Source organism: Bacteroidia bacterium (genome assembly GCA_033391075.1).
Classification (GTDB): Bacteria; Bacteroidota; Bacteroidia; order J057; family J057; genus JAWPMV01.
In genome coordinates, this window is the sequence record JAWPMV010000001.1 from 5,758,201 (window position 1) to 5,784,390 (window position 26,190).

Below are 26,190 nucleotides of genomic sequence, written 5' to 3' on the forward strand. Positions count from 1 at the left end.
CGAATCGAGGTGAGCTTCTAAGAAGACAGCAAGTAGGAAGATAGCTCTGTGTATAGGGAAAAATGCGAGAAAGGATTGTGGAAATCTTTTCTTAATGATCTGAAGTCATTTTAAGGGAGAAGCTAAAAACGGTTCCTGTTCCGGGACTGCTTTCAACTGTAATTTGCTCTCCGTGGAGTTTGAGTAAGTGCTTGCAGATAGCCAGCCCAAGGCCCGTTCCCCCCTTATCTCTTGAGCGACTTTTGTCCACTCGATAAAACCTGCGGAAGATCTTGTCCAGGTGTTCCTGATCTATCCCTTTTCCTTCATCAGCCACACTTACATACATCTTATTTTCTTCCGAGGTAAGGGCTACCTGGATCTCTCCTTCTGAATCACCATATTTGATGGCATTGTCAACCAGATTTGTGAGTACCTGGAGAATTCTCTCACGATCTGCCAAAACATATGTGTCTTCATGCCCATTGCTCACAAGTCGAAAAGATATATTTCTATTTTTCTTGGTGAATTTATATTCTAAAGATTCGATGACATCGATGATCAACTCATAGATTCTGAACTTTCGAATCCTCATTTCCATCTCCCCCGACTCTGCCTGTGTAATGATCAACAAATCCTCCACAAGACTGGAAAGCCGATCCGCATTTCGCATGGCTTTCTTCAGGAATTTCATCTTCACTTTCTCATCATCAATCGCTCCATCCATCAGGGTATGGATAAATCCCTGAACTGCAAAAATAGGGGTCTTTAACTCATGCGACACTTCTCCCAAAAACTCGCGCCTATAGGTTTCCAGGTCTTTAAGCTTCTTTATTTCCCGCTGATTGACCAGCTGCAATGACTTCAGTCGGCGGTATACCAACCACTCGAGGGTCATCACCAGACTCAGAAAAGTAACAAATAAGAATAGCAGTATCTCTCCGAAAGAATCTGCAAAATTCCAATCGCTGGCAGCGGACCTGATAAATACGTAAAATATGGTGAGCCCAATGCTCAAATAGAGGGAGACGAGTATAGAGGAAGGGAGTTTAGATTTCATTTCTCTTTGGCGAATTTATACCCAACACCTTTAACCGTTTGAATATAGCCTTCACCTATTTTTTCTCTCAGCTTGCGTATGTGAACATCAATGGTGCGATCTACCACATATACATCCCCCCAAATCTTTTCCAGCAATTTCTCCCGGCGAAAAACTTTGCCGGGTTTGGAAGCGAGAAAATACAGCAATTCAAATTCCTTTCGGGGTAAATTGAAAATCTCATTTCCACGCCTCACGATATATTCATCTCTTATGATCTCCAAATCCTTTACATTCAACAAATCCTGCTCATCCGTAAAAGTCTGATCCCTTCTGAGAATAGCTTTGATCCGTGAAAGTAAAACACGTGGTTTGATCGGCTTGGCTATATAATCATCTGCCCCTGCATCAAAACCCGCAAGCTCTGAATACTCTTCAGCTCTTGCAGTTAGGAATACAATAAACGTTCCTTTCAACTCAGGAAGCTCTCGCAGTCTTCGACATGTTTCGATCCCATCCATCTGAGGCATCATGATGTCAAGTAAAACCATATTGGGTTTTTCAGTCTTTGCCATTGAGATAGCTTCTTCACCATCCATCGCAGACAAGACTTCATATCCCTCTTTTTCAAGGTTATACTCTAAAAGATCTAAAATGTCCTTTTCGTCATCGACGATTAGCACTTTGTTACGTGCCATAAATATTCAATTACCTTTCGAATGAGTGGCAATATAAAGAATCCTGAGGGTATTCTGATTTTTTTACCAAAAATCTTTAACAAGACTAAATTTCTGTACAAGTAGGGAGAAAACAGACTCCTGTAAGCTTGTCCTAACTCCAATAGGAATAAAGCAGGACTACATGAATGGCTTTTACAGACTTGCCAAATTAATGTGAGGAATCTTTAGCCTTCTTTTATCTCCAAAATTTTACATGCTTTCATCAGAGATATCTCCCTCCATTCTATCACTTTTCGAAGAAGGATATGTTATAAATTGAACTCAAGTCTAAAGTCTGCAGCTTTTTTTTCGCTTTAATGAGGGTAAGATTTTCTTATCCTAAGGAAAATTTATCCCACAAATCTATTTTCAGCGCACAGGAATGAAAGCTCTCCTTAAAAATTAGGCGTTAAGATTAGTTCATTTTATGAATTTTTTTGCCCGTAAATATATTTTAGCTTGAAATTCGATAAACTAACAGAGCTGAAATATATTGGGATATTACAGATCGTTCTTACAGAATATCACTTACCTCATCCATGGATAAACATCAAGAACATGCTTTACTCGCTCCAACATCCGTAGAAAGGAGATCTGATTTTAACAGCAAAAAAAATGTGAAAGCAATCTCTGAATATTCTAAAACGGCCCTTTACCAGGAATACAGAGAAAGTAGGATAAAAGAAAGCAGGCTGGGATTTATCCTTGATCAATGCGAGGAAATGATTCTAGCCCTGGATTCCCAAAACCAGATCATCTTCCTCAACAGAGGTTTTAAAGAACATTTTCAAAGTCGTTTTTCCATTTCCCTACTAGAAGGAAGTCATTTCCCTGATGCCTTAAAAGGCAAGCTAAAGTCCTATTGGGAGGATTTATTGAAACGAGCAAAAAACGGGATAAATTTTGAAGATCAGATCAAGCTGGAAGTCAAAGAAGTTGGTTTCCAATATCGATCCCGTTTTGTAGCTGAAAAGGACAATGAAGGTAAGCTAAAGGAATCATGGTTTTTCCTTAAAGATATCACCGCAGAGGCTGAAGAACTGGAACAGGTATATAAGAAGCAATCGATGTTTGAGTCGATAAGCAATAGCGTACAGGAAGGGATTTTCAGAAGCAGCCGGGATGAGGGGATTATTTATGTAAATCTGGCATTTGCCCGGATGTTTGGCTACGATACGGTAGAGGAAATATTGACGATAAATCCCTCAAAACTTTATATGAATCCGGATCGCCGCAATGATTTTGTGAGGATCGTTCAGGAGCATGGTTCCTTTTTTAATGAGGAAGTAGAATTTAGACGTAAAGATGGAACTTCTTTCTGGGGGTTGATTTCCTCAGTCCCTTCTTATGATCAATATGGGAAAAGATATCATGACGGAGCTATCAGAGATGTAACTCAGTTAAAAGAAGTTGAAAGAAGCCTGAAAGAGAATTTCGAAGAGTTGCAGAAGGTGAATCGGGAGTTGGATCGCTTTGTATATAGTACGTCCCATGATTTACGGGCTCCCCTGGTTTCCATTGCAGGACTCATCAATATCACCCGCATCGAAACCGATGAAAATCTCAGGCAAAAATACCTGGGCTTGATGGATAACAGCATCCAAAAACTGGATGACTTTATCAAAGACATCATTGGATACAGCCGCAATTCTCGCCTGGAACTCAAGTTTGAAGAAGTAAATTTCCAGGAATTACTGGAAGATACTTTTGAATCCCTTAGTCCCAAAGGCAGTAGCCGACCTATCAGGACGGCATTGAATATTGAAGGGAAGGCGGATTTTGTAACTGATCTCACACGCCTGAATACCATTTTCAACAATCTCCTATCTAATGCTTTCAGGTATCATGACCCAGAGAAAGAGGAATCATTTATTGAAGTGAATATCAAACTGGAAAGAGATGAAGTTCTCATTCAGGTGAAAGACAATGGAATAGGGATCGAAGAAAAATACCAGGATAAAATTTTCCAGATGTTCTACCGAGCTACTCAGAAAAGTCAGGGTTCGGGTATCGGACTCTACATCGTAAAAGAAGCGGTAGAAAAACTGGGCGGGGAGATCTCCGTGGAGTCAGAAGCTGGCCTCGGAACCACCTTTAATCTAAGAATACCGAAGGGAGAGAAGGAGTAAGGAAGTGTTTTAGTGTTGTGGTGTTATCGTTTATGTTTTTAAAGATTCAGGAACTAACGCACTACAACACTTCAAAACCCTAGAGGTATCCCCGCATCGTCTTTTGAAGATGTCGGGCCTGATTAGCTGCTTCTTCAGCAAAATTATTGCCAGAACCCGCATAAATTATTCCACGACTGGAGTTAATCAACATCCCCTCACCGCTCTGATTTTTCCCATGACCACAGACAGCATCCAGATCACCTCCCTGTGCTCCTACACCGGGTATGAGCAAATAACTATCAGGAATAATGCTACGGATATGGGCCAATGAATTTGCCTGGGTAGCTCCCACAACGAAGCCCAGATGGCCTTCAGATTCTTCTCCCCATGTTTTGCCTTTTTTCAGGACTTTTTCGTAAAGGGCTTCTCCCTCTTCTTTATGATGTTGAAAATCATGCGAACTGGGATTGGAAGTCAAAGCGAGCAGAAAAACCCATTTATCCTTAAATGAAAGAAAAGGACTCACAGAATCCTTGCCCATATAAGGAGCGACCGTTACTCCATCAAAATCATAGGTTTCAAAAAAAGTTTTGGCGTACATACGAGAAGTATTGCCAATATCTCCCCGCTTGGCATCAGCCAGGGTAAAAATATCCTTTGGGATAATTTCCATCGTTTTGGCTAAACTGTCCCATCCTTTTGGCCCTAAAGATTCATAAAAGGCGATATTCGGCTTATAGGCAACCGCATATTCATGGGTAGCTTCTATGATGGCTCGATTAAAAGCAAAAATTGGATCTGCTTCCTTTTTCAGGTGCTCTGGAATGCGATCCATATCTGTATCCAGTCCCACACAAAGGAAAGAACCTTTCTTTCGTATCTGTTTGCTTAATTCTTCTGGGGTCATTGTTGTACGCTTTGACTTCAACTGTTAACTTGCTCGGAACGAAATCGCTGGGCAAATTACGCAAATTGATTCGATTCCTGATAAATATTCCACCGCCAGTTCACCTCTTATTGCTGGTATTGATCCCAATCCTTCGATTGCCGGGATTTGATGGTAATTTCCTGCTGGAAGAGGAATCTTTTTATTTGTTGCTAGGACAAAGTATAGCAGGGGATGCACAGCTTTATGCCGATGCCTGGTTTACCGGCCCTCCTATCATGATATGGATTTATGCCTTTTTCTACCAGCTTTTTGGAGATGGAGCTCTGCTGGCGATTCGGATATTTGCCTGTTTTTATATTTACCTGACAGCTGCCTACTTCAATGGAATTCTGGCGGATTATAAACTATTCAGGAAAAACGTAAACCTAACCTCTATTACCTTCGTTTTTCTCGTCTCCGTTCCCTGGCATGGGCAGCAATTCAGTGCTTCTCTATTTGTGCTTTTGCCTATTATATTTTCCTTTGCCTCTTTGCTGGAATTAGGAGATAATCGTCAAAAAAATTACCGCATCATGTTCCGGGTAGGATGCTGGATGATGATTGCGATTCTGGCTTCTTATAAAGTTATATTCATTCTGATAGGAATTGCTTTCGCCTATATCTTCCTGAAAAAAGCCCGACTGGATGAACTGGTTTCTCTCCTGGGAGGTATGTTGAGTGTATTGGGGGGAATGCTTCTGATCTTATATCTCTCTGGAATCCTGGGAGACTGGTGGGACATCGGACTGATTTCTTATCTAGATCGGGTAGTTTTGAGGAATATTGAGAACCCAGAACTTGCTAGTACGACCGTAATGCAAATCTGGCTTAGCTACTTATCCACTATCCTCTTGTTGAGCGCGCTAGGTTTTATGCACTTCCGTTTGCGTTTTTATTCCTATGTAACCAAAGTGCGATCCATAGAAATGATTATGGCCGTTTGGTTGGTGGGAATTCTTTTCGCGCTTGCCTTTAAATTCAAAAGACTGGACCTGACAGATTTTATTTTACTCGTTCCTCCTGTTGTTTTTTATACTGCCAAGACTTTTGATTTCAAATGGGTGTATAAACTCAGGTATGTGCTCCTTATTGCAGGACTGATTATTCCCGTTTATAGCTATATGACTTATTTGGGAATCCGATTTCCTCAAACGTTTGCCCTCTTTCATCCTGCAGAAGATGCACTCCTGTTGCATGGGGGACAATTGGGTATTCTAAATAGAGAAGCACCTATTTACAGCCTTCAAAACAGAAATGAGGGAGAGGAATTGTGGGTGATGGAATTTAACCCCAAACTATATGTCGCGCTGGGCTATCACTGCGCGAATCGATATACAGATTATCGCATTGCCTACTACAAAATCCCGGCTCTCCCAGGCGCTTCAGATCGGATTTTTTCCAAAAGAGAGACAGATCGGGAAGTCTATGAGCAATTTCGGAAAAATCCTCCGGACATTGTCCTCGACAGAAATGAGAATTTTCCTTTGCTCCAGGCCAGATATCCCCAACTGCTAGGCAATTACCAAAAGCGAATCCTTGAAGGTTTTACTATCTATGAATTAAGGAAGACACAAACCTCCGCCAGCCTCCCATAAAATAAGCGATCCAAGAGCATCTCACGAAATGATCTATAAGCTGGATGGCAAGCTGATCCTCAAATCCCTTTTATAGTTTAAGCATGTTTTTTTTGGTAATTTATAGACCCTTTACCTGCTTAAAGGTCTTTATGACAGGGTGTATCTGCACCTGGATACTCCATTTAACTGCTATGAGATTAAGGCTCCTTTTTATATTTGGGTTTTCCCTCTTTTACTTTCTTCCCTCTTTGCAGGCGCAGGATAGACAAAACTATGACCGAATGATTGATTCGGTGATCCAGATCATAGATACGACTCAAACAGATTCCACAAAATATAAGGCCATCAATAACTGGGCGCTCTATGGAAGAGAAAAGGCAGCTGGGATGAAGGAATGGGTAGCTACAGTGAGTGCGGAGCAATTGCAAGCTCTTGATTCTGCGGCTGCATATTTCCGAAATATAAAAGATACGGTAAATCTCCTCCGGAGTCTTGCACATATTGCTACCTACAACATTCAAGTTGAAGATAGTATTGAAAACCATGTCCTCCTGGACTACAATCGTATCAGAGGGTATTATGGATACAATATTAGGAATTCACATTTAAGGCCTGATTCTACGGGCGAATATCTCTATTATACCATCAGATCCGAATTCCTCGTTTTAGAGGACAGTTCCAAAGAAATGGACTTCGATGCCGTAAGACAGGCCATGTCTGAGGGGAAATTTTCGGGCACTCCCACAAACCCCTATGTCTTTAAGAAAAGTCCAAAAGGGAGAGTTTTCTGGCTAAGGGTAAGATGTCGATCCACCAATTTCAGAGATGATGACTACCACTTTGAGATAGGAGATGATGCGACCTCCTGGCGAAAAATAGATATTTATATAGAAGATAGTCTGAGCAATTTTTCCCATTTCAAATCCGGAAGTGATCTTGATCCTGAGGAGAAAATGATCCGGGATTGGAGAAATAAATTCAAGGTTTATGTACCCAAAAAGGGAGAAAGAGTCGTTTACCTTCGTCTGGAGAATCCCGCGAGAGTACAAACTCCTCTACGCTTGATCATTGCCCAGATCAATCCCCGGAAGATCATGGAAGAAGAGATGAGAACCTGGCAGGTAAATGGCGTTTTTTTTGGGATTGTATTGATCCAGGCCATCTTTTTCATCTTTCTCTTTTTTAGTACCCGAATCAGGTACTATTTGTATTACATCATATTTCTGATTGGTCTCGCCCTTATTATGGTCGTGACAAATTATATGACTTTCATATTTCCTGCCTGGCTAGAATTCATGTTTATTTCCAATACCATTTTGTCAGTAATCGTAGCCCAGGGTTTACTCTATTTTGCCTTCTATTTCCTCGAAATAAACAAGCTATCTCCCCACTGGAAGACCTTTACCAGGCTCTTAAGTCTGGCTTTGATTATCAGTGCCAGCTTCTTCTTGTATAAATTAGCCACCAGCTCTGAGTACTATTATGCAGGCGGTACGGAGAATCCCGTAGAAAACAATATCAGTTTTACCCTGGGCTTTGGAATCATCCAACTTATCTGCATGGTCTATTGGGGAGTAAAGGCACATCTAACTGGCCATAAAACAGCAAAGTATTTACTTATAGGATTGGCAGTTATGCTCTTTGGAATAGGTTTTCCTCTCCTCAGCCCTATTTTGAAAACAAACTGGGTGAGTTTTGACAATGCCATCCTTTCCAGCCAGGTAAGCATCATAGCCCTCCTCGCTTTCTTTGGATTAGCCATTGGACAGCAAAGACGAGAACTGGAAGAAGAAAAAAGAGCTGCTTTGGAGGAAAAGCTGGATCTCCAGGAAAAAATCAATGCCGCATCTGCCAAATTTGTTCCCTTCGATTTTATCCGCTCTTTGGGAAAGGAAAATATCCTGGATGTGCAGCTGGGTGATGCCACTGAAAAAGAAGTAACCGTCTTTTTCTCTGATATTAGGAATTATACTACGATGGTTGAAGAGTTGAGTCCAGAGGAAAATTTCCGTTTTATCAATGACTTTCACCGAACCATAGGCCCAAGCATCACAGAGCATAAGGGTTTCGTAAATCAATACCTGGGAGATGGGATCATGGCGATCTTTCTCCAGTCTCAGGATCACGCCCTTCAGGCTGCGATAGACATTCAAACACGTATCCGTACATATAAACCTTTGCTGCCCGGAGAAAATGGTAACCTGATCCGTATGGGAATGGGTCTCCATGCAGGAAGTCTGATGATGGGGATTATTGGGGACGATAAACGCACAGATGCAGCTACCGTTTCAGATACTGTAAATACAGCCTCTCGCATGGAAGGGCTTACCAAGTATTATGGAGCTTCTATCCTGCTTTCCGGGGAAGTAAAAACAAAACTTTCAGAAGAAGATAGTTATGCCCTCAGGTATTTGGGGAAAGTTCAGGTAAAAGGGAAGCAGAATTTGGTTGAAGTATTTGAATGTTTGAATGGAAGGAAGCCGGAAGAAGGGGAAAAATTGATGGAAAGCCTTGCAGAATTTCAGGAAGCGGTTAACAGTTATTTTGCCAAAGATTTTAAAGCTGCCATTGACTTATTTGAAAGTGTTCTCAGTAAAAATCCACAGGATACAGCAAGCCGTATTTATCTGGAAAAAGCCCAACAAAATTTACAAAGCGGAATCGCTGATGATTGGGATGGTGTGCTGACAATGAAAGAAAAATAGGCCTTTCCCCAAAAGAAGAAAGGCCTGTAAATATGAGTTATTTTTTCTACTCTTCTTTCGGAGAAGTCGTGCTATAAATAAAGGTGTCTCCCTTAGAACCTTGTATAAGCTTGAGCTCGGTTTCTGAAATTCCGACCACATGCCACACTTTACTTTCTCCATTTGCTGTATATATCAGTTTAGAGCTTTCCTCATCAAAGGTCCATGTGCCCTCTTCATCCATAATCATCAAGTGCATAGAATAGGTACCATCTTCCTTAAAATCAATGTAGGTTCCCGCCATAAGCGCTAGTGCTGTTTCGGATATGGTTTCCCCATTGGCTTTAATTCGGCTTACCATGTACCACTTCTTCGAAAGCTCTTTGACTGTCGTCTTGACAACTTCTGGAGGACCGGGAGCTGCTGAAACCGAGATTTCGGATGATTCTTCCGGACGCATCAAACGCATGGCAGCCCCTGAAGATCCTACCGTAGTATGAAGCATACCGTTCTCATCGAATTTAAATTCAATATTGTTTTCCTGGCCTTTGTCATTCAGAAACTTGATGTGTGTACCGGGTTCTTCAATGCTCCAGTTCCCTTCTTCTTTCTTCCCAAAACCATCCATCAAATAACGACCATCCTCCTGATAGAACATACTGACGTTTTTCATGATGTTATTCATCATCTCCAACTTGGACTTCTCTTCCTCTGAAGCTTCTTCTGTGAGAACCATCGTATCAAAGACCCACTCTCCTACAAGTTTGGATTTCAGCTCTGCTACATCTTGTGCATAAGTACATACAGCTCCTGCCAGTAACAGGAGTGTTACGAGTGTTTTTCTCATGGTTAATAGTTTTATGTGATTTAAAATGAAAATTGAAATTTACTTTTCTGCGGTCTGTTTAAATGCTGATAAGCCACAATCGAGGAAGTTGAGATATTCACTCACTTCAGGAGTATAGGCTACCGGATGATTCAGAAGTTTTTCATCCGGACTTATCAGGACGTAGTACGGCTGGGTATTATGCTGGAAGTTTTGCGTCTGAAAAGTGGACCATTTATTTCCGATGGTCCTGATCTTCACCTTACTCCCATTCGCCATCTGAATTTCTCTTTGTTCTGACTGTGGCAATTTGGTTCGGTCATCCACATAGAGGGAAATCAATACATAATCTTTGCTGATTCGGTCGAAAACGGTATTGTCTACCCAGACATTTTCCTCCATCCGGCGACAGTTTTCACAAGCCAATCCGGTAAAGTCCAGCATCACAGGTTTATTGACCTTTTTTGCATGAGCCATTCCTTCTTCATAATCCTTGAAACAGTCGATACCCAATGGACATTTATTTTCTTTATCGTAAATGCTGTAGTAAAGCGGCGGAGGGAAGCCACTGATCAGGGAAAGGTTGGCTTTTTTATCGTCTTTGGATAGGCCAGGAACGAGGTAAATCACAAAGGCCAGAATCAAGCCACTACCGATCAGGTGTTTGGCTTTGATCTTTTGTAAAGGAGTATCATGAGGAAAACGAATCCAACCCATATTGTAAGCGATCATCGCTATACCTATGATGATCCACAGTCCGATAAATATTTCTCTAAGAAGTAATTCTGCATTCCAAACGAGGTCGGCACGAGATAGGAATTTGATCGCAAGTGCCAATTCTATGAATCCCAGATTCACTTTCAGATTGGTCATCCATCCTCCTGATTTGGGAAGGGTATTTAACCAACTGGGGAAGATGGCGAATAGCGCGAAAGGAAGTCCCAATCCTACCCCAAATCCTCCCATGCCTGAGGTCAAATGCATGGCTCCGGAATCCGGGCTCATGCTGGTGGCTCCCAAAAGTCCTCCCAAAATGGGACCGGTACATGAGAAAGAAACCAGCACAAGTGTCAGTGCCATAAAGAATATTCCTACCAGTCCTCCTAAATCAGAAGCCGAATTGGCTCTATTGGTCCACTTATGTGGAATCGTTAATTCAAAGTAGCCAAAGAAAGATATGGCAAAGACCACAAAGATCAGGAAGAAGAAGAAATTCAACCAGGGTTCAGTCGAAATAATATTGAGTATATCTGATTGTACGCCTTCCAAAAGATGGAAAGGCAGACTCAATAGCACATAGATCAGAAAGATCATCAGGCCATACATAACCCCCTGGCTTACGCCTTTACTTTTATTCTCTGATCCCTTGGTAAAATAGGAAACCGTCATCGGGATCATTGGAAATACACAAGGAGTCAGCAAGGCAACAAAACCCCCAACCAAACCGAGCAAGAAAGTAACCCAAAGGCTATCGCTTTGCTTGATCGCCTCTATACAAGATGAAATAGGATTCTTGAGATCTATGGAACCTATCATGAAACTTTCGTCCACAGGTCCAGCGGCAATTTCTTCCAGTACAGCGGTATTTTCATCCAAAGCAATGCTAAAAGAAACCGTGGGAGGAAAAATACATTGGCTTTTATCACAAGCCATATAGATCAACTCTCCATCTATAGCCAGATTTGGATCTGTGCTTTTGATTTCCTGGGTGTATAATGCCTTTCCCTTTAGAGAAAGTACATCCATATCAAAAACCTCATCATGTCCCCCCTTCGCTTTGGGGCTCTCCTTCATTTCTCCAATCAGTTCGTAAGCGCCTTCTTCCAGAATTATCTCTGTAGGATTGGGGCCACCTTCTTCCTGATGCATAGAGTATATTTTCCAGCCTTCATCTATCTCAGCCTCAACCCTCAATTCATAAGTACCTTCTCCTGTTTTCTGCGAACGAAAACTCCAGCTTACCGGATCGAGAATATCATTGGATAGGCCGCCTAAGGTTGAATTGCCGAAAGGTGAACTTGATTGCTCTTCTTCCTGAGGGATATTTATCAGAGGACTCGGTCCGCTTTGTTCTGGACCTTGAATTTGTACCTGATCCTTCTTCTCCTTTTTAGGTTTTGCTGGCGGCGGGGGTGGAGCTTCTACCTGAGGTTCTTTGACCTGCTCTCCTGCTGGCTCTTCAGCCAACAAGCTTTTCAGTTCAAAATTGAAATCCACCGAACTGGGAGGCAAACACTTTTCATCATCACAAACCATATACTCCAGATAGCCGGAGATTTTTCCTATGGGTCCCGTTGTTTTTACTTTTTTGATGAAAGTTGCTTTATCCGAAAAATAAGCCACCTCCATATCAAAAATCTCATCATGCTTACGGGTTATCTTGCCCAACTCCCTGGCTGCTTCCTCACTGACTTCCGCAGCTTCTGTGCTTTCGAAATAAAAAGCTGTTGGCACAGGCCCACCTTCTTCTATAAACTGAGAGTAGAGATGCCATCCCGGATCTATTACAGCCTGAAAGGTCAACTCAAACTCATTAGGACCTACTTGTTTGCTATTGTAGGACCAATCAACGGGTTGAACAATCTGTGCAGACAGAAAAGAGAACATTCCTGTCAGGAAGATCAAAAGAAAGGAACAACGCAGACTATATAACTTCATGTTCTATAAGATCGGATTAGACTCCCTTTGTTTGTGCAATGTTTCCGGGAAAATGTAAGAGAGATCAATTCATGTATCTCTTCCCCACTTTCCTATACGCAAAAATAAAAAAATAATTTCAAGCGAATTTGTCAGGAAGCGAACTCAATCAAAATATCTCCCTGCTTTTGCCGCTATTTTTGTTTTGAGCTTACTTTGCTCTTGAACTTTCCCTATTCCTTTGCAGAAAGTTGACTCTCAATCTGATGATCCAGACTCTCTACCGTCGTAGGTCCTAAGCCCGTAGTAGCCCAAACAACTGTTCCTTCCGGATCGATGACAATATGCGTGGGAAAGCCCATCACTTCAAAGGCATTTGCTAATTGCCCACTATTGGGTACGATTTGATAGTTGAAAGGGGTTTTTTCGAGGAAAGGACGCAATCTCGATTCTCTATCCGTCGCAAGCCCCAGAAAAACTACCTCTTTGCCTTTGTATTTTTCGACCAGCCCATTGAGCTCCGGCATCTCCATGATGCAGGGTTTACAAGCGATAAACCAAAAGTTTAGCACTACGACTTTTCCCTTCAGTGATTCTTTGCTGTATTCATTTCCATCCAGATCAGTCCCCGAGAAATCAGGGGATTCTTTTCCCAGAAAATCAGAGGACTCATCCATCATGGCTTGTGCATTGGCCATGGCGGCTTCCATCATCTTTTTCTCTTCAGCAGTGATGGGTCTTAGGAGAAAAGCTTTGATCTCCTTGGATTCGTCTATATAAATATCCGGATAGTACTCATTTTTCATCATCATTTGCATCAGCTCCATTCCTTTTACTCGGGTACCATCTGTTCTGTAAACCGGTATACTTTCTCCGTCCAGCATGATTTGTTGCTGCCCCAAATCTTCTTCATTTGCCTTTACCAGCCCTTTGAGAAATTCTGGCTGTTCTGTTAGTTGGGCTTGAAGGGGATGGATAAGGGCAAAAAAGAGGAGGAGGAAGAAATAGTTGCTTAGCTTACTGAAATCCATATTTCCTTTGATAAGATTAAAGGTGAGTGAATAATTGCCATTTGATGCAATTCCCAAAGGTAAGCTTTATCAGAGGTCGAAAAGGTTAAAGGATTGTTAAAACCTTTAAAAAAGAAAAATAGAGCGTTCAATCCCCCAGAGAAAGAAGGGATTAAGTCCTTAGTATATAGGCGCACTCCTTCCGCTTTTTTTAAATTCCTCTAGTTTGGCTTTAAGCTTTTTAACCTTTTCCGGATACTTACTAAATAAATTCGTTCTTTCTCCGGGATCAAGCTCCAGATTATAGAGTTGGCCTGGTGCTTCGGGATCAGTATCCTCCAATTTATAAGGCTTCATACCCCATTCCCCATCCCTATCATAATTATTGCCGCCTGATCCCTGATGATCCAGATATTTCCATTTGCCTTCACGTATTGACATATCCAGGGAAATCGTTTGTTGCAAAATATATTGTCTCACGGGCTTATTAGCTTCCTTATCCAAAAATACCCTCAGAATACTATAACTATCTTCAGCAGCATTGTTTGGCAGTTTTTCTTCCACAATCTCAGCACAGGTTGCCATTACATCTGTAAGACTTATCATTTGATCACTAGTCGTATTTGCTTTGACTTTCCCTGGCCAGCGAACGATAAAGGGCGTACGATGTCCTCCTTCCCATTGGTCTCGTTTTACCCCTCGCCACGGCCTCGCACCATCATGTCCATAGGTCTTTCTCATATCCAGCACTGTCGGAACTTCCGGCCCATTATCACTTGCAAACATCACAAGGGTATTTTCTGCCAAACCAAGTGCTTCAAGCTTGTCTAGAAGTTCCCCAACTATGTAATCCATTTCAAAAATAAAATCTCCATGAGGACCTGCGGAGGTCTTTCCTTTAAACTGATCTGCAGCAAAAGAGGGAAGGTGCACGGCCTGCATCGAATGATAGAGAAAGAAAGGTTTGTCTGGATTAGTTTTTACATGCTCATCCAGAAATGCTTTGCTTTTTTCAAGGAAAACCAGATCAACTTCTTCATGATCAAAATTTTCCGCAAGCATACCAGGGCGGCAATCGTTGGCATATGGATGCCTGGGAAGCTTGCTTTTATCAAGCAGTTGGCTGGCGGGAACAGGAATCCTGTCTCCTTCTACATAAGCATAAAGCCAATCGGTAGTAGGGCAGGCAACTGTTCCATAGAATTTATCAAACCCACGATGGATGGGACCATCGGGTATAGGGCGGCTATAATCGATTTGTTGAACCCCTTTCACTCCAGCCTCCTTTATGCTGTCTCCCTCTGCATCAAAAAAAGTCATGCCTATATGCCATTTACCCATACAAGCCGTGCGATATCCCTTATTACGGAGCATTTGCGGCAAGGTCAGGCGATCTTTATTGATGAGAGAAGAACCCTTTACCCCGGCAAAAACTCCTCGCATACCTGTTCGAAAAGCCATGCGACCGGTGAGGATACTATATCGAGTCGGTGTACATACTGTGGAAGGGCTATGGGCATCCGTAAATCTCATTCCTTCTTGAGCAAGTTTGTCAAGATTTGGGGTCGGAATTTTGGAAGCAGGATTGTAACAAGCAAGATCTCCATAACCAAGATCATCAGCGAGTATAAACAATATATTTGGTAAGGATTGAGCCTTCTCTTTAGGAGGTGAACAAGAAAGGAGGCTCACAAAAGCTATACATAAAAAAAGTACAGGTTTGGATATGAGTAGTTTTTGCATCGTAGGAGTTTGCTTCAAAAAGAAAGATAGGCTTTGCCAGGATCAATTAGATGGGAATCTTCCAGAAATTTAATTCACTTTTTATCGTTTGGCTTTAAATTCCCCACTAACCTGAACTTTAGGATGAGGAGGAGTCCCACTTAATAGTTCCATCATGGAGATGCTGAAACTTCCTTCTATTTCGCTATCCGAGACCTTACTGATTGTTACTGTTCCTCCATCAGCAGAAGCCGTATTAAAACTTTGGCGGCCTCCTCCCAAGGAGCTTCCGATGCCTAATTCAGCAGTCGCATCTCTTTCTACCAGGGGAAGAACATTTCCATTTACAAATTCCGGGTTAATGTTGTAGGTACCTTCCACCAGAGGATCGATGATAATGCGAATCGTCAATTCATCTGGATTAGAATTTAGTCCAATAGAAAAGACTCCATTCAGGCTTCCAGTTGTAGGGTTTTCACCAGAAACACTTGCCGAAGCAGCGCCAGAAACGGTATAGGAAAAGGATCCATTGGCACCCATATTATCTCCTTCACAAGAAACAAAAGGAAGGGATAAGAGGATTGCAGCCAAGAACAGAAAAAATCTTGTGCTAGTCATAAGGCAACATTTAGAGCGTGGAAATTTTCTTGAGTTTAGAAAGAGCGATTGGGGGAAGGACTAGCTATAAGGTAATCAATTCAGGCCTATAAACAGAAGAATTCAGGAGATATCCTTTGTCCAGCTTGATTTTAAGGCTTTCATAATCAAACAGATACTGATATCAGCGCTTATAAAACAGCTTTTCTCACATTCTCTGAAAAAGAGAAGCTGGAGATAAAATAATGTAAAAACACCCCCTTCAAGAAGCAATCCAGGGGGGATAAAAAGGATGTTTTATTCTCCGATAGGAATCCGAATCTCCCGGGTTTCTACTTTCATTTTTTTGCCTTCCGGAGTGATGCGAATTTTCAAAAGAAATTCTTTTTGGCCGGGATTGGGGCGAAGGATCAATGAGTATTTAGGATCGGTACTAAAGGAAATTCTGCCTGAGGGACTTTCAAAGCTCAGGTATCGTTGGGGAATTTTCGGGATAAAGACCTGTACCAGGTTTACCCCTTGTTCCAGTTTTTCTCCTTTTTTGAGGAAATAGCGAGGCTTCATGATCCGCTCAAATTCCATGGGAACGCTTACTGCGGAAATTCTTTCGGTCAGCAACATTCCTTTCTCATCAAATCTTTGGGCGAATTCCAGATCATCTCCATCGACCAGACCATACATACGCATATTCTGACCGGGATAATATACGCTTACTTCTCCCTTACGTTGACCATAGTACCAGTTCTCTTTGAGTTTCATATCCCCATTCTGGTAATATTCAATGCGAAGTCCATGAATACGACCATAGGCATAATTGCATTCTGCTTTAAGCTTGCCGGAGGGATAGAATTCCTGCTCCAGTCCACTTTGCTGGCCATCCTTGAATTGTCGCTTTTTAGCCACCGCTCCGGATTTGTAATAGGTGAAGGCTGTGCCTTCAAAAATTCCTTTATCATTTAGAGGAGTTGCCGATTTCAGCTCACCACTTTCGTAATAAGCTTCTTCAATTTGGGCGTGGGAGAATACAGGGAAACTGATCAGCAAACAGCTGACCCAGATAAGCATCTTCATAAAGGGTAGTTTTCCGGTGTATATATTTTGAACAGTAAATTAATAAATCAGCCTTCAAATTCCATTTCGTGTTGCAATAAATTCCAAAATTTCAGAATAGATGGTTGAAATAGCTACCTGTATGGAAAAGAAAAGGGGCTTGCCTATTAGACAAGCCCCTTATGCAAAATGCATGTATTTTTATCGCATGATGTACATTTTCCCAAAACCATTGTTGAAATATTGCTCCAGGCCTTCATCCCGAAGCTTGAGCTCCTGTTCAGGCATGCGGATCACAGTTTTGTATAAATAGACACCATTAGCGAGTTTATCTCCGTATTCATCTGTTCCATCCCAGGCATATTCGGTGATATTATGCCCAAAGTTCACATCGCCCATTTCTATTAAGTCTATCACTTTCACCAATTTACCACTGATGGTATAGATATGAATCTGGAATACCTCTGGCAGTTCGACTCCGGATAAGGTATAGACAAAGCGGGTAGAAGTGGAGAATGGATTGGGATAATTGAGAATGCGGGTCAACTTACTTTCTGTTTCTACCTTGAAGGTAATCTCATAGAAATTCTCTCCTTGACCCGCTGAATTTCCGCGCTTGTCTTTCCCTTGTACACGCAAGGTGTATTCTCCTTCTGCCAACCAATAGTTCTTTCCCGGACGGAAATACAAACGGGCCTTATTATCCGGCAATTGAGCAGCTTGCCATTCAACTCTTTCGTCATCCATAAAGATGCGTTCAAAATTGATTCCGGCAGAAACTCCCTGCTTCCAGTATAATTCAAAAGTGGTAGAGTCATCCAGTGCTACCAATGGATTTTCATCATTCACCTCCACCAGAATTTCAGGTCTTGGAGAAACAATATCTCCATTGATGATATGCTTCCCATCGAAGGTTACATCCATGATCGGATTGTAGCGATCAACAATGACCTCAAAGGCCTGAACGAAAATATTATTGAAATAATGGGTTTCAACTTGATCCTGGAAAGGATTGATCTCAACGATCAGATTTACCTGACCCTCCAGACTTTTATCCAGTGTATTGAATTCATAGTCGAACTCTATACTCGGCCCATCAGAAATGAGTGGAGCAATCCTCAGGGTGTCCAATCTTAAGCGTGATCGATCTTCCCTTTGCAGCGAGATCAGTACATCCACACTATCCATATCTCGTATGGAGATATTCTTAGCGGCCATATGAATAAATACATCCTGGCCTTCAAATACCGTATCTGCACGGAATTCAAAGGTACTAATCGGATCTACTACAGCATCCGGCGCAGGATCAAAGAGTACATGCCAATTGTCCAATTGAGGTGCTGTCCTGAATAAAGTATCCAGCAGATTGGCCTGTACACGCAAATAGGGAAATCTGTTGGCATCCAGTAAGCTGAGGTCATAAGAACCCCCACTGAAGTTGTCCAAAATCAGAGAATCACCATTTGTTCTGCCAATTGCATATACTGAGAGATTGACTTTTTCCTCGCGAACCGGATCTATTGTATTCCATCCCCAGAAGAGTTCCTTCCAATTCAAGGCAGGGCCTATGCGTGTAGAGCTAATACTTCCTCTATCAAAGGCAGAACTCAAACGGGTATTTAAGACAAATTTATTTTCTGAAGTAGGTGCATAAATTTCGGTAGCACCCGAACTCAATCCTTTTCTCCCCATAAGCAGAAAAGAATCTCCATCATTAAGCAAACGGATATTATCAGAAACCCCGATTTGCTTGAGGGCATTGAACACATCCTCTGTCCAGTTTTGGACCTGGGGATTGAAATGGCTACTAACGATGATATAATCACCATCATTGGCATTCTGGATAGCATTTTTCAACTTAAAAAGCTGTCCCGGAGCTACTGCAGCTCCTATATTTACCGGTCCCCCAATATCAGTGGTGATACTGGAAGTCAGGGTAAGTTTATCTAAAACGACAAAACCAACTCCTCCTGAAGAAAACCCTTGCAAGGCAAGGTCAGCCTCTAAAGATCCATTGACTGAATAGAGAAAGCCTCCATTACTCGCAATGATAAATTCAAACTCTTTGGCAAAGGTGGAGAATTTCCATTCGTCCTGAAATTCATCTGCCTGTACCTTGTCCATGCTATTTTTGATAAACTGGTGCAGACGAGATTGGGCCCAGCCTTCCTGGTCCTTGATATATTTAAAAGAGGAAGTGGACCAAACACTGGGATCGACTCCACTCAGTCTGACTCGCCAATAGTAAACCGTACTATCTGTCAGGGTAAAGGGAACTTCCCAGGATGCCTGAATTGAACTACCTCTGACAACTCCGGATTCAACTTTTGCGGAAGAATTGAATTTATGGGTAGTATCTATCTCAAATACATAGGAGACATCATCATCGGTGGTCATAAATACCGTAGAAGCCTGTAAATTCACTTTATCAGTCCCCACTACTGCATATTCAGTCGGATACAGGATAGCCGGGATATTTCCGGGAACTACCTGCGATTTGGAGACAAAGTTATTATCCTCCCGATACTCAAGAATCACATCTGGCGCATCTACAGAAACCTCAAAAAAGTTCTGACCGGCCAAAGCGTTTCCAAAGGTATTTGTAATGGTGTAGGTAAAGGTATCTACATAAGCCACCATCGGCATCTTGAGTCGAACATGCTCTTTAACAGAATTATCCGGCAGTCGCTGGATGATCTTTAATTCAAAACTATCTGACTCAACCAGCCCAAGGTTGTTGATGATGACATTGATATTGAAAGAGTCATCCTGAGCCGTAAAGTTTGCGGGCTCAAAGAAGATATTGCTTTCCGTAATCTCAATATCCGGGCGACTCGGTGCGTACATGATGATCGCAGGATCTCCCTGTAGATTCATCTGCCGACTATGATTTCTGTATTGAATACCGGATAGAGAATCTGTATAAGTAATGATAGAATTACGAATCGCATCTCCCAGCGGCTCGGATAAGGCTCTATCATACAGGATGCGGTAAAACACCTTTCCATAATCCCTCAGGGGATTAAGATAACCTGCACTGGAGTTCCCGATATACGCAATTGCTCCCCGATTGGGTTCCAGCAACCACCTTTCACCGAAACTTTGTCCTACCGTAAAGTCTCCCCCAAAACATCCCATCGCCAACATAATTGGATAACGATTGAAGTTATTGTATTCAAAGGGTTCACGGATGGATACGTCATTGATATTTGAAGTAGAGTGTCCAAAGAAATGTATAATGGAAACTCCGTTTGAGATTTCGTCATGATAGGAAGCCGCCTCGGGATCAATAACTTCCTGTGCGCTATTTTTCTGGAAGTAGAATGAACTCCCTCCGTAAGGCCTTCCTTCAAATACATCGATCATAAAATTGAAGGCATTGGAGATCGCATTCTGCTCTCCCAATGTACCTCCCCCTCCGAGGAAAGTACCCTTCTTCATCCAGGCTTCCCAATCGGTATGCTCGTATTCATTTACTTTCGCCAGATAAGCCAGTCCTTCATCATTATTGAAAAGGTTGACCCTTCCAATAGAGGCCTCTGGATTGATTTCACTACTATTTTGGTCGAAATGGCTGATAAACTCATAGTCTGTAGCCGGGAAACCAAAAGTGGGTACCAGGGCTAAATTGGTATCCAGGTTTCTAAGGCGGTATTTCCCTTTCCCCCACAAGAGAAAGTAGCGAGGTTTGATCACCCAATTATCGAGGGCATCTTTACAAAATCGCTTGATGGCCCAGGGAGTGATAGATCCGTAACTGTATTCGTCATAGATCTCATCCGTATATACCACCTTTACCGAACCAATGGGAGTAACTGTAGCCGTATCGCGATAATTTGCATATGCATTCGCAGAACTGGCCAGACTTCTGTGCGTGATGATCACATAGTCTGCTCCCTGATTGGAATCAAAAAGTTGAGAAAGATTGGAACTCTCTATACGAGGTTTCCGAATTCCTCTATCTGTTGCCAGGTAAAGATCACGGGTATTGGGAAATCCCTGAACAAGGACTTCTGCAACTCCATTACTTACTCGTCCTACATTTCTAAATCTATTTTTACGGTCATAAACAATCACATCAGCATCCCCTGCAGCATTCTCCAGTCTATAGTAGGATTTGTTTGTGCCTGCTCCCTGATCAGATATTTTCAGTACAGAGTCTCCGACCATATCTGGCAAGCGCTGATACAGGATAGAAGACCATACCACATGATTATTGTCCGTATTGGCTCTTAAAGCATGGAAGGTAATATCTGTATTATCTATCAGGTTCCCATTAGGTATATAATTGCGCTCATAGGTCTTGATATAGATCGCACTGGTATTGATCGTGGTATCAATAATGGGGTTGCTACTATTTCCATTGAAATCAGCCCTGAAATGGTGTTGCGTTCTGGAGCGACCAAAAACCCTCATTTTGATATTCAGCGGAGCAGCTGTATTGGCAGGAGCAGGAGTGGGAATGTTGATCGTCCGGGAAGTACCAAAGGCAAAACTGGGACCTACATATCCTTCACTGGGTCCGTAATCACAATTCAGGGTATAAAATGGCTCATATGGTCCACCACCTCCCTGAATATAAGTTGCTCCGGGACTTCCATCTGTATACTCTATTCGAGATTCATAGGCAAAAGAACTCACAGGAGTTCTACCGCTATAAGTTGGGTCAAAATTGCTGAAGTAGCGGTTGGGAGAAGGGGTATTATCCCAGCTGAGATAATAGATCGCATCATCCGTAAAAAGACTTAGGTTTTTATTGGGCTGCAATCCATTTATATGATTGCCCGTATTGGGGTCTCTATACATTATAGAGTCTACCCGACCGTCATTCCTTTCTCCGAAAAACTCCAGGTAATCAAGGGTACTCCCATTCTTTTGAGTGAATATGGGCACCTCTTCTCCCCGATAAAAGAGTTTCAAATTGTCCGCATTTACGGCACTCAAATCAAAGCCAGCAGCCTGAAGTTCAGCCAAACTGACACGGTAGATACCATCTGTATCGACAATAAGTTTTACGTAGGTTCTATTAGGAGCGGCCTTATACCAGTCATTCCCGTAGAAAAAGTTTTGGGCCTGTACACCTGATAGTAGAAGAAGCAAGCTAATGTGCAGAAAAAGCTTTTTGATCATATAAGAACCCGGGTATTTTCTTTTCACATTAATTTCAATAAAGTTGCTGACTCACATTGTCAGATAGTTTACTGAACATGAAATTTCAGCGAAACGATGTGAGAATGTAAGTTTTCGGAAAGGTTTCCAATATTTGCCAATGCATAATCGATGGTAAAGTTTTTCACCACGATTCCTACTCCGGCAGTGGGAAATACTTGTGTATTTTCCTGCCCATTTATGTCCTGAATGCGCTGTACATTGTATGCACCTGCTCGCAGGAAGGCAACTTTCCGATACTGATCATTTAAATATGCAATTTCCAGTCCAGCTCTCGGTTCCCAACTCACTGTCCTGCTTGAAGCAAGTGAACCTACTCTTTGTCCATCAAAGTAGAGGTCATTGTCCATAGCCGCCAGCAAATTGATCCTTCTACTCAGTTTTAGTGTATATGCTAAACCAAAGCGTACAGCTGGTTTGGTAATTTCGATAGAATTTTGATAAACCGTATTTCCGGTATTGATGAAATCCTGTTCAAAGGTTTCTGTATTGTAGGTCCAGGCATTGTAGGTTTGGGTAGCATCTGTTACGACCAGTCCCAAAGCCAGGCCTCCTACTTTGTATTTTGCAGCCAAATCCAATCCAAATCCCCAGGCATTTCCAAAACGCCCCACTCCTCGATAGATCAATTTCACATTGGCTCCGAAAGACAATTGCGGGATAGATCTGGGGCTCCATGCATAAGAGAATATGCCGGCCAGATTGGTTACAGAAAAAGATTCAACTTTTGAATAGTCTATGGTCCCATCAGGCTGCACAAGTTGCAGGGTGTTGGGGATATCATCGATTCCCATTCTGATCAGGGTAACAGCAAAGCGTCTCCGAGAAGCTGTGTCCACCGGAATAGAAAAACCGAGGTAATTGTAATTGGCAATATTGGCGAAATAGGAAGCATGCATCAGGGCTACCTCAGGATACTCAAGAGCCCCTTCACTTGCCAGTCCTGCAGGATTCCAATAGCCCGCTGTAACATCATTTGCTCCGGCTATCTGGGCATTTCCCATACCAAAGGCGCGAGCCCCTATTCCGATTCGTAAGAATTCATTGGAATATTTAGGAGCATTATCAGCCAAAGGGTCGTTATCCTGGCCTAAAACCTGTGTGGATAGCAGAGAGCAAGATAAGAGTAAGGTAAAAAACCTGATTATGTTTCGTAACATGATTTATTCTGACCCGAGGGAGCAATCAATCAGCAATTAAGGATTAAAAATACGTTTATCCAATGCAATCAAAAAGCCCCTTATTCCCCAGCTATTACATTTGCAAAGCCGATGGCTTTGAATAGTAACGCTTAGCCTTATCCCTTAGTTTAAATTTACCCTAAAATGTAGATTATTCTTTACGAAAGCTGCTAGATCTTTAATAGCTGACGATTTAGTTGACTAAATCCGTAAAAACATCGCTCGCTAAGGCCATCCTCATATCCTTGCATGAGATCGATGAACCTCCTATCGTGAAGAAAATCTATGGGTTTGACGCCTACACCCATAAGTATTTTTTTCAATACATAGACGACATGATCCCAGTCGGTGTAGTGTGAGAGGTATTTTCTACTGATAAACTTATGGAGGAAGCCTTTATAGCCGGGTAAAGAGGTTTTGGTAACCCATTCTGTCATCTTGAGTTGTTGATCCAGGCTAAATTTCTCCATATGCTCATAAAAGCTTTCAACCAATCCTGGAGTTTCCTGTATTAGAATCTTATCCAAAATGAGTTCAAAGGCAACATGAGCAATGAAAAAAACGCGATTCAATTCCTCTTTATCATAGGCATCTACCAGCAGTTTGCTGATGATAGCGGTTTCTTCTTTAAAGAAATCAGAGGTGTGAAAAATGCCATCAACTTCTATGTGTCTCAGACATCCATTATAAAAACTTATTTCCGCTTCACTGTTTTCGTTCTCGCGGATGAGTGGCATTTTATTTTTTTTCAAACGCACATTCCGATCAAAAATGGAAACCAGATCAGGAGTAGATACTCCGACAAAGAACCAACTGTCCTTACGGTCTCGATCTAGATAATAGTGTGAAAGAAAATTCATACCCGGGTTGAAAACAGATCTTTGTTCAAGGCGCAAATATGCAAAAATCTGACGCATTAAACTAAGTAAATCGACACGTATCTTAGCTCTCCTTTTTATTTTAAGGGCAAATGGCCTATTTTACAGGATGTATTGGGGAGTTTTCTCTTCATCTTTCGAAGCATGAACCCCCTACGTGAGGAACTTAAAACTACATCTAAATGAACGGGCCGGAGAAGCGGCCGTTACACCAATCTCAATTAATTAATCACTATGACAAATTCGAACCTGGGGCCTAATGGCTTTCTATACGGGGGTTCAGCCGAAAATCAGAAGACGGTGCTGGATCATCCGGTAGGGCTATTTGTGCTCTTTTTTACGGAAATGTGGGAACGATTCAGCTACTACGGTATGCGGGCGCTCTTAGTACTCTTTTTGGTAACAGAGATCGCCGGTGGTGGCTGGGGATGGGAAAGAAGCACGGCCCTTACCTTATATGGATTTTATACCGGCCTTGTGTATTTGACTCCCATCTTTGGAGGATTTATAGCAGATAAGTTATTAGGATATCGGAAAGCCATTGTTTTAGGTGCTCTGGTCATGACTTTGGGTCATGCATCTATGGCCATAGAAACAGAGGTATTCTTCTATTTGGGCCTAGTGTTGTTGATTCTGGGTAATGGTTTGTTCAAGCCCAATATTTCAGCTGTCGTAGGTCAGCTTTACCCCAATAGTGCTGAAAAGAAAGATGCAGCATACACGATTTTCTATATGGGAATCAATGCAGGAGCCTTCCTCGGTATTTTGCTTTGTGGGTATATCGGTGAAAAAGTAGGCTGGAGCTATGGCTTCGGACTTGCAGGTATATTCATGTTCCTGGGTATGTTACAGTTCCATTTTGCACAAAAGATATTTGGAGATATTGGACTGGAACCTAAGAAAGAGACTCCCACAGAAAAAATGGATCGGATTGAGGCGGAAGAAAAAGCGGGAACGGCTGAATCACCAGCAGTTAGTAGAGACCGTATCATTGTTATTTCAGTATTCGCCTTCTTTACCATCTTCTTCTGGATGGCATTTGAACAGGCAGGTGGTTCGATGACCATTTTTGCCGATGATTATACGCAAAGAATCCTTACCGGCTCAGCCGCAGAAATATTCTTCTGGACAAATACGATCCTGACCATTGCACCCCTGGCCATTGTGACCTGGGTACTCTGGCAACTCTTTAGCCAGATTTTTGCCAAATACTCTACGTCCAATCTCTTCCTGGGATTAAGTTTTGTCATTATCTGGGGCATCGCATTATGGATGCTCAATAAAGAATACAATACCAAGACCTATGAAATCCAGTTGGCAAATCAGGAAACTGGAGAACTACGGATTGACCAACAATATACAGAAGGTGATCAAGTCTTTGTTTGGGGAGAAACCGACAAACTGAAGGTTGTTGCCGATAGTCGGAAAGGAAGTTATTCTTCTGAACAAGAGGTAACAGTCGTTGCCCAGAAAAAAGACACCCTGGAAGTTCCTGCTTCCTGGTTTGGTATCCTGAATTCATTTTTCATTATATCCTTTGCCCCCATTTTTGGTAAAATTTGGGAAAGTAAATACAATCCTAGTGGACCTACGAAGTTCGGAATTGGCTTGATCCTGCTGGGATTAGGTTTTGCAGTTCTGGCTTATGGTGGTATGGATATTGGAAAAGGTGCCCAGACCGCTTCTGTAAGTATGTGGTGGCTAATCATCGCTTACTGGCTACACACCATGGGTGAGCTTTGTGTATCTCCGGTAGGACTTTCCTATGTGAGTAAACTGGCTCCGGTCAAACTGGTAGGTTTGATGTTTGGAATCTGGTTTGTTGCAAACTTTATCGCAAATACCCTTGCAGGTCTTTCCGGTAGTTTGATCGACAAAATCAGTGAAGCCTATTCAATCTCTGGCTTCTTCCTGATTTTCACCGCGATTCCGGTAGCTGCAGGCCTGGTTATGCTGGCCCTCAATAAGACCCTGATCAAGAAGATGCATGGGTATAGGTAAAACAATGAATGAAGAATAAAGAACAAGGAATGTAGAAGTAAGAAGTAGTTTCCAGATTCTATTCTTTTCTTCAATCTCCAAC

16 protein-coding genes are annotated in these 26,190 nt (G+C 42.1%); 4 read left to right on the plus strand and 12 right to left on the minus strand.

Annotation, left to right across the window (positions count from 1 at the left end):
- Positions 1-91 precede the first annotated feature (91 nt).
- Together R8P61_22890 and R8P61_22895 are read right to left on the minus strand one after the other, a co-directional pair.
- Positions 92-1,039: a HAMP domain-containing sensor histidine kinase gene (locus tag R8P61_22890; GenBank protein MDW3649937.1), complete on the minus strand. Its 948-nt coding sequence runs from the start codon at positions 1,037-1,039 to the stop codon at positions 92-94.
- Positions 1,036-1,716 (minus strand): response regulator transcription factor, encoded by a 681-nt coding sequence (locus tag R8P61_22895; GenBank protein MDW3649938.1) that lies wholly within the window; start codon positions 1,714-1,716, stop codon positions 1,036-1,038. Before R8P61_22895 ends, R8P61_22890 begins: the two co-directional genes overlap by 4 nt.
- Before the next feature lie 560 nt (positions 1,717-2,276).
- On the opposite strand from R8P61_22895, the gene R8P61_22900 reads away from it, so the two are divergent.
- On the plus strand, positions 2,277-3,866 hold the full coding sequence (locus R8P61_22900; protein MDW3649939.1) for a PAS domain-containing sensor histidine kinase: 1,590 nt from the start codon (positions 2,277-2,279) through the stop codon (positions 3,864-3,866).
- A gap of 79 nt (positions 3,867-3,945) precedes the next feature.
- Here R8P61_22900 and pyrF read toward each other — a convergent pair whose 3' ends face one another.
- Positions 3,946-4,755 carry an orotidine-5'-phosphate decarboxylase gene (pyrF, locus tag R8P61_22905; protein ID MDW3649940.1) on the minus strand — a complete coding sequence of 270 codons (810 nt, stop codon included), beginning with the start codon at positions 4,753-4,755 and terminating at the stop codon, positions 3,946-3,948.
- A 65-nt stretch (positions 4,756-4,820) separates the two neighbouring features.
- Here pyrF and R8P61_22910 point away from each other — a divergent pair, with 65 nt between their 5' ends.
- Both R8P61_22910 and R8P61_22915 read left to right on the plus strand, forming a co-directional pair.
- On the plus strand, positions 4,821-6,371 hold the full coding sequence (locus R8P61_22910; protein MDW3649941.1) for a hypothetical protein: 1,551 nt from the start codon (positions 4,821-4,823) through the stop codon (positions 6,369-6,371).
- A 173-nt stretch (positions 6,372-6,544) separates the two neighbouring features.
- The gene (locus tag R8P61_22915; GenBank protein ID MDW3649942.1) at positions 6,545-9,058 is read left to right on the plus strand and encodes an adenylate/guanylate cyclase domain-containing protein; all 2,514 of its coding nucleotides are present in this window, start codon (positions 6,545-6,547) and stop codon (positions 9,056-9,058) included.
- 46 nt (positions 9,059-9,104) lie between these two features.
- Here R8P61_22915 and R8P61_22920 read toward each other — a convergent pair whose 3' ends face one another.
- From R8P61_22920 to R8P61_22960, 9 genes are all read right to left on the minus strand, one after another.
- A complete protein-coding gene (locus R8P61_22920) occupies positions 9,105-9,884 on the minus strand; it encodes a lipocalin family protein (protein ID MDW3649943.1) in 780 nt (259 codons plus the stop codon).
- 39 nt (positions 9,885-9,923) lie between these two features.
- Positions 9,924-12,521 carry a protein-disulfide reductase DsbD family protein gene (locus tag R8P61_22925; GenBank protein MDW3649944.1) on the minus strand — a complete coding sequence of 866 codons (2,598 nt, stop codon included), beginning with the start codon at positions 12,519-12,521 and terminating at the stop codon, positions 9,924-9,926.
- A 212-nt stretch (positions 12,522-12,733) separates the two neighbouring features.
- Positions 12,734-13,588, minus strand: a complete 855-nt coding sequence (locus R8P61_22930; GenBank protein ID MDW3649945.1) for a TlpA disulfide reductase family protein — start codon at positions 13,586-13,588, stop codon at positions 12,734-12,736.
- Positions 13,589-13,690: 102 nt separating this feature from the next.
- Positions 13,691-15,253: an arylsulfatase gene (locus tag R8P61_22935; GenBank protein ID MDW3649946.1), complete on the minus strand. Its 1,563-nt coding sequence runs from the start codon at positions 15,251-15,253 to the stop codon at positions 13,691-13,693.
- An 81-nt stretch (positions 15,254-15,334) separates the two neighbouring features.
- Positions 15,335-15,850, minus strand: coding sequence for a hypothetical protein (locus R8P61_22940; protein MDW3649947.1), 516 nt, complete (start codon positions 15,848-15,850; stop codon positions 15,335-15,337).
- 276 nt (positions 15,851-16,126) lie between these two features.
- Entirely contained in the window at positions 16,127-16,900 is a 774-nt protein-coding gene (locus R8P61_22945; GenBank protein MDW3649948.1) for a hypothetical protein, read from the minus strand.
- Positions 16,901-17,080: 180 nt separating this feature from the next.
- Positions 17,081-22,036, minus strand: coding sequence for a C25 family cysteine peptidase (locus R8P61_22950; protein MDW3649949.1), 4,956 nt, complete (start codon positions 22,034-22,036; stop codon positions 17,081-17,083).
- Between the two features lie 41 nt (positions 22,037-22,077).
- Positions 22,078-23,208: a hypothetical protein gene (locus R8P61_22955; protein MDW3649950.1), complete on the minus strand. Its 1,131-nt coding sequence runs from the start codon at positions 23,206-23,208 to the stop codon at positions 22,078-22,080.
- Between the two features lie 191 nt (positions 23,209-23,399).
- Positions 23,400-24,089 (minus strand): hypothetical protein, encoded by a 690-nt coding sequence (locus R8P61_22960; GenBank protein MDW3649951.1) that lies wholly within the window; start codon positions 24,087-24,089, stop codon positions 23,400-23,402.
- A 252-nt stretch (positions 24,090-24,341) separates the two neighbouring features.
- Here R8P61_22960 and R8P61_22965 point away from each other — a divergent pair, with 252 nt between their 5' ends.
- Positions 24,342-26,108 carry a peptide MFS transporter gene (locus R8P61_22965; protein ID MDW3649952.1) on the plus strand — a complete coding sequence of 589 codons (1,767 nt, stop codon included), beginning with the start codon at positions 24,342-24,344 and terminating at the stop codon, positions 26,106-26,108.
- The last annotated feature ends 82 nt before the right edge of the window (positions 26,109-26,190 follow it).

Bases quoted from the DNA above. Each gene is read 5' to 3' on its own strand.
- R8P61_22890 (MDW3649937.1), bottom strand. From the start codon at position 1,039: ATGAAATCTAAACTCCCTTCCTCTATACTCGTCTCCCTCTATTTGAGC.
- R8P61_22895 (MDW3649938.1), bottom strand. From the start codon at position 1,716: ATGGCACGTAACAAAGTGCTAATCGTCGATGACGAAAAGGACATTTTA.
- R8P61_22900 (MDW3649939.1), top strand. From the start codon at position 2,277: ATGGATAAACATCAAGAACATGCTTTACTCGCTCCAACATCCGTAGAA.
- pyrF (MDW3649940.1), bottom strand. From the start codon at position 4,755: ATGACCCCAGAAGAATTAAGCAAACAGATACGAAAGAAAGGTTCTTTC.
- R8P61_22915 (MDW3649942.1), top strand. From the start codon at position 6,545: ATGAGATTAAGGCTCCTTTTTATATTTGGGTTTTCCCTCTTTTACTTT.
- R8P61_22920 (MDW3649943.1), bottom strand. From the start codon at position 9,884: ATGAGAAAAACACTCGTAACACTCCTGTTACTGGCAGGAGCTGTATGT.
- R8P61_22925 (MDW3649944.1), bottom strand. From the start codon at position 12,521: ATGAAGTTATATAGTCTGCGTTGTTCCTTTCTTTTGATCTTCCTGACA.
- R8P61_22935 (MDW3649946.1), bottom strand. From the start codon at position 15,253: ATGCAAAAACTACTCATATCCAAACCTGTACTTTTTTTATGTATAGCT.
- R8P61_22940 (MDW3649947.1), bottom strand. From the start codon at position 15,850: ATGACTAGCACAAGATTTTTTCTGTTCTTGGCTGCAATCCTCTTATCC.
- R8P61_22945 (MDW3649948.1), bottom strand. From the start codon at position 16,900: ATGAAGATGCTTATCTGGGTCAGCTGTTTGCTGATCAGTTTCCCTGTA.
- R8P61_22955 (MDW3649950.1), bottom strand. From the start codon at position 23,208: ATGTTACGAAACATAATCAGGTTTTTTACCTTACTCTTATCTTGCTCT.
- R8P61_22960 (MDW3649951.1), bottom strand. From the start codon at position 24,089: ATGAATTTTCTTTCACACTATTATCTAGATCGAGACCGTAAGGACAGT.
- R8P61_22965 (MDW3649952.1), top strand. From the start codon at position 24,342: ATGACAAATTCGAACCTGGGGCCTAATGGCTTTCTATACGGGGGTTCA.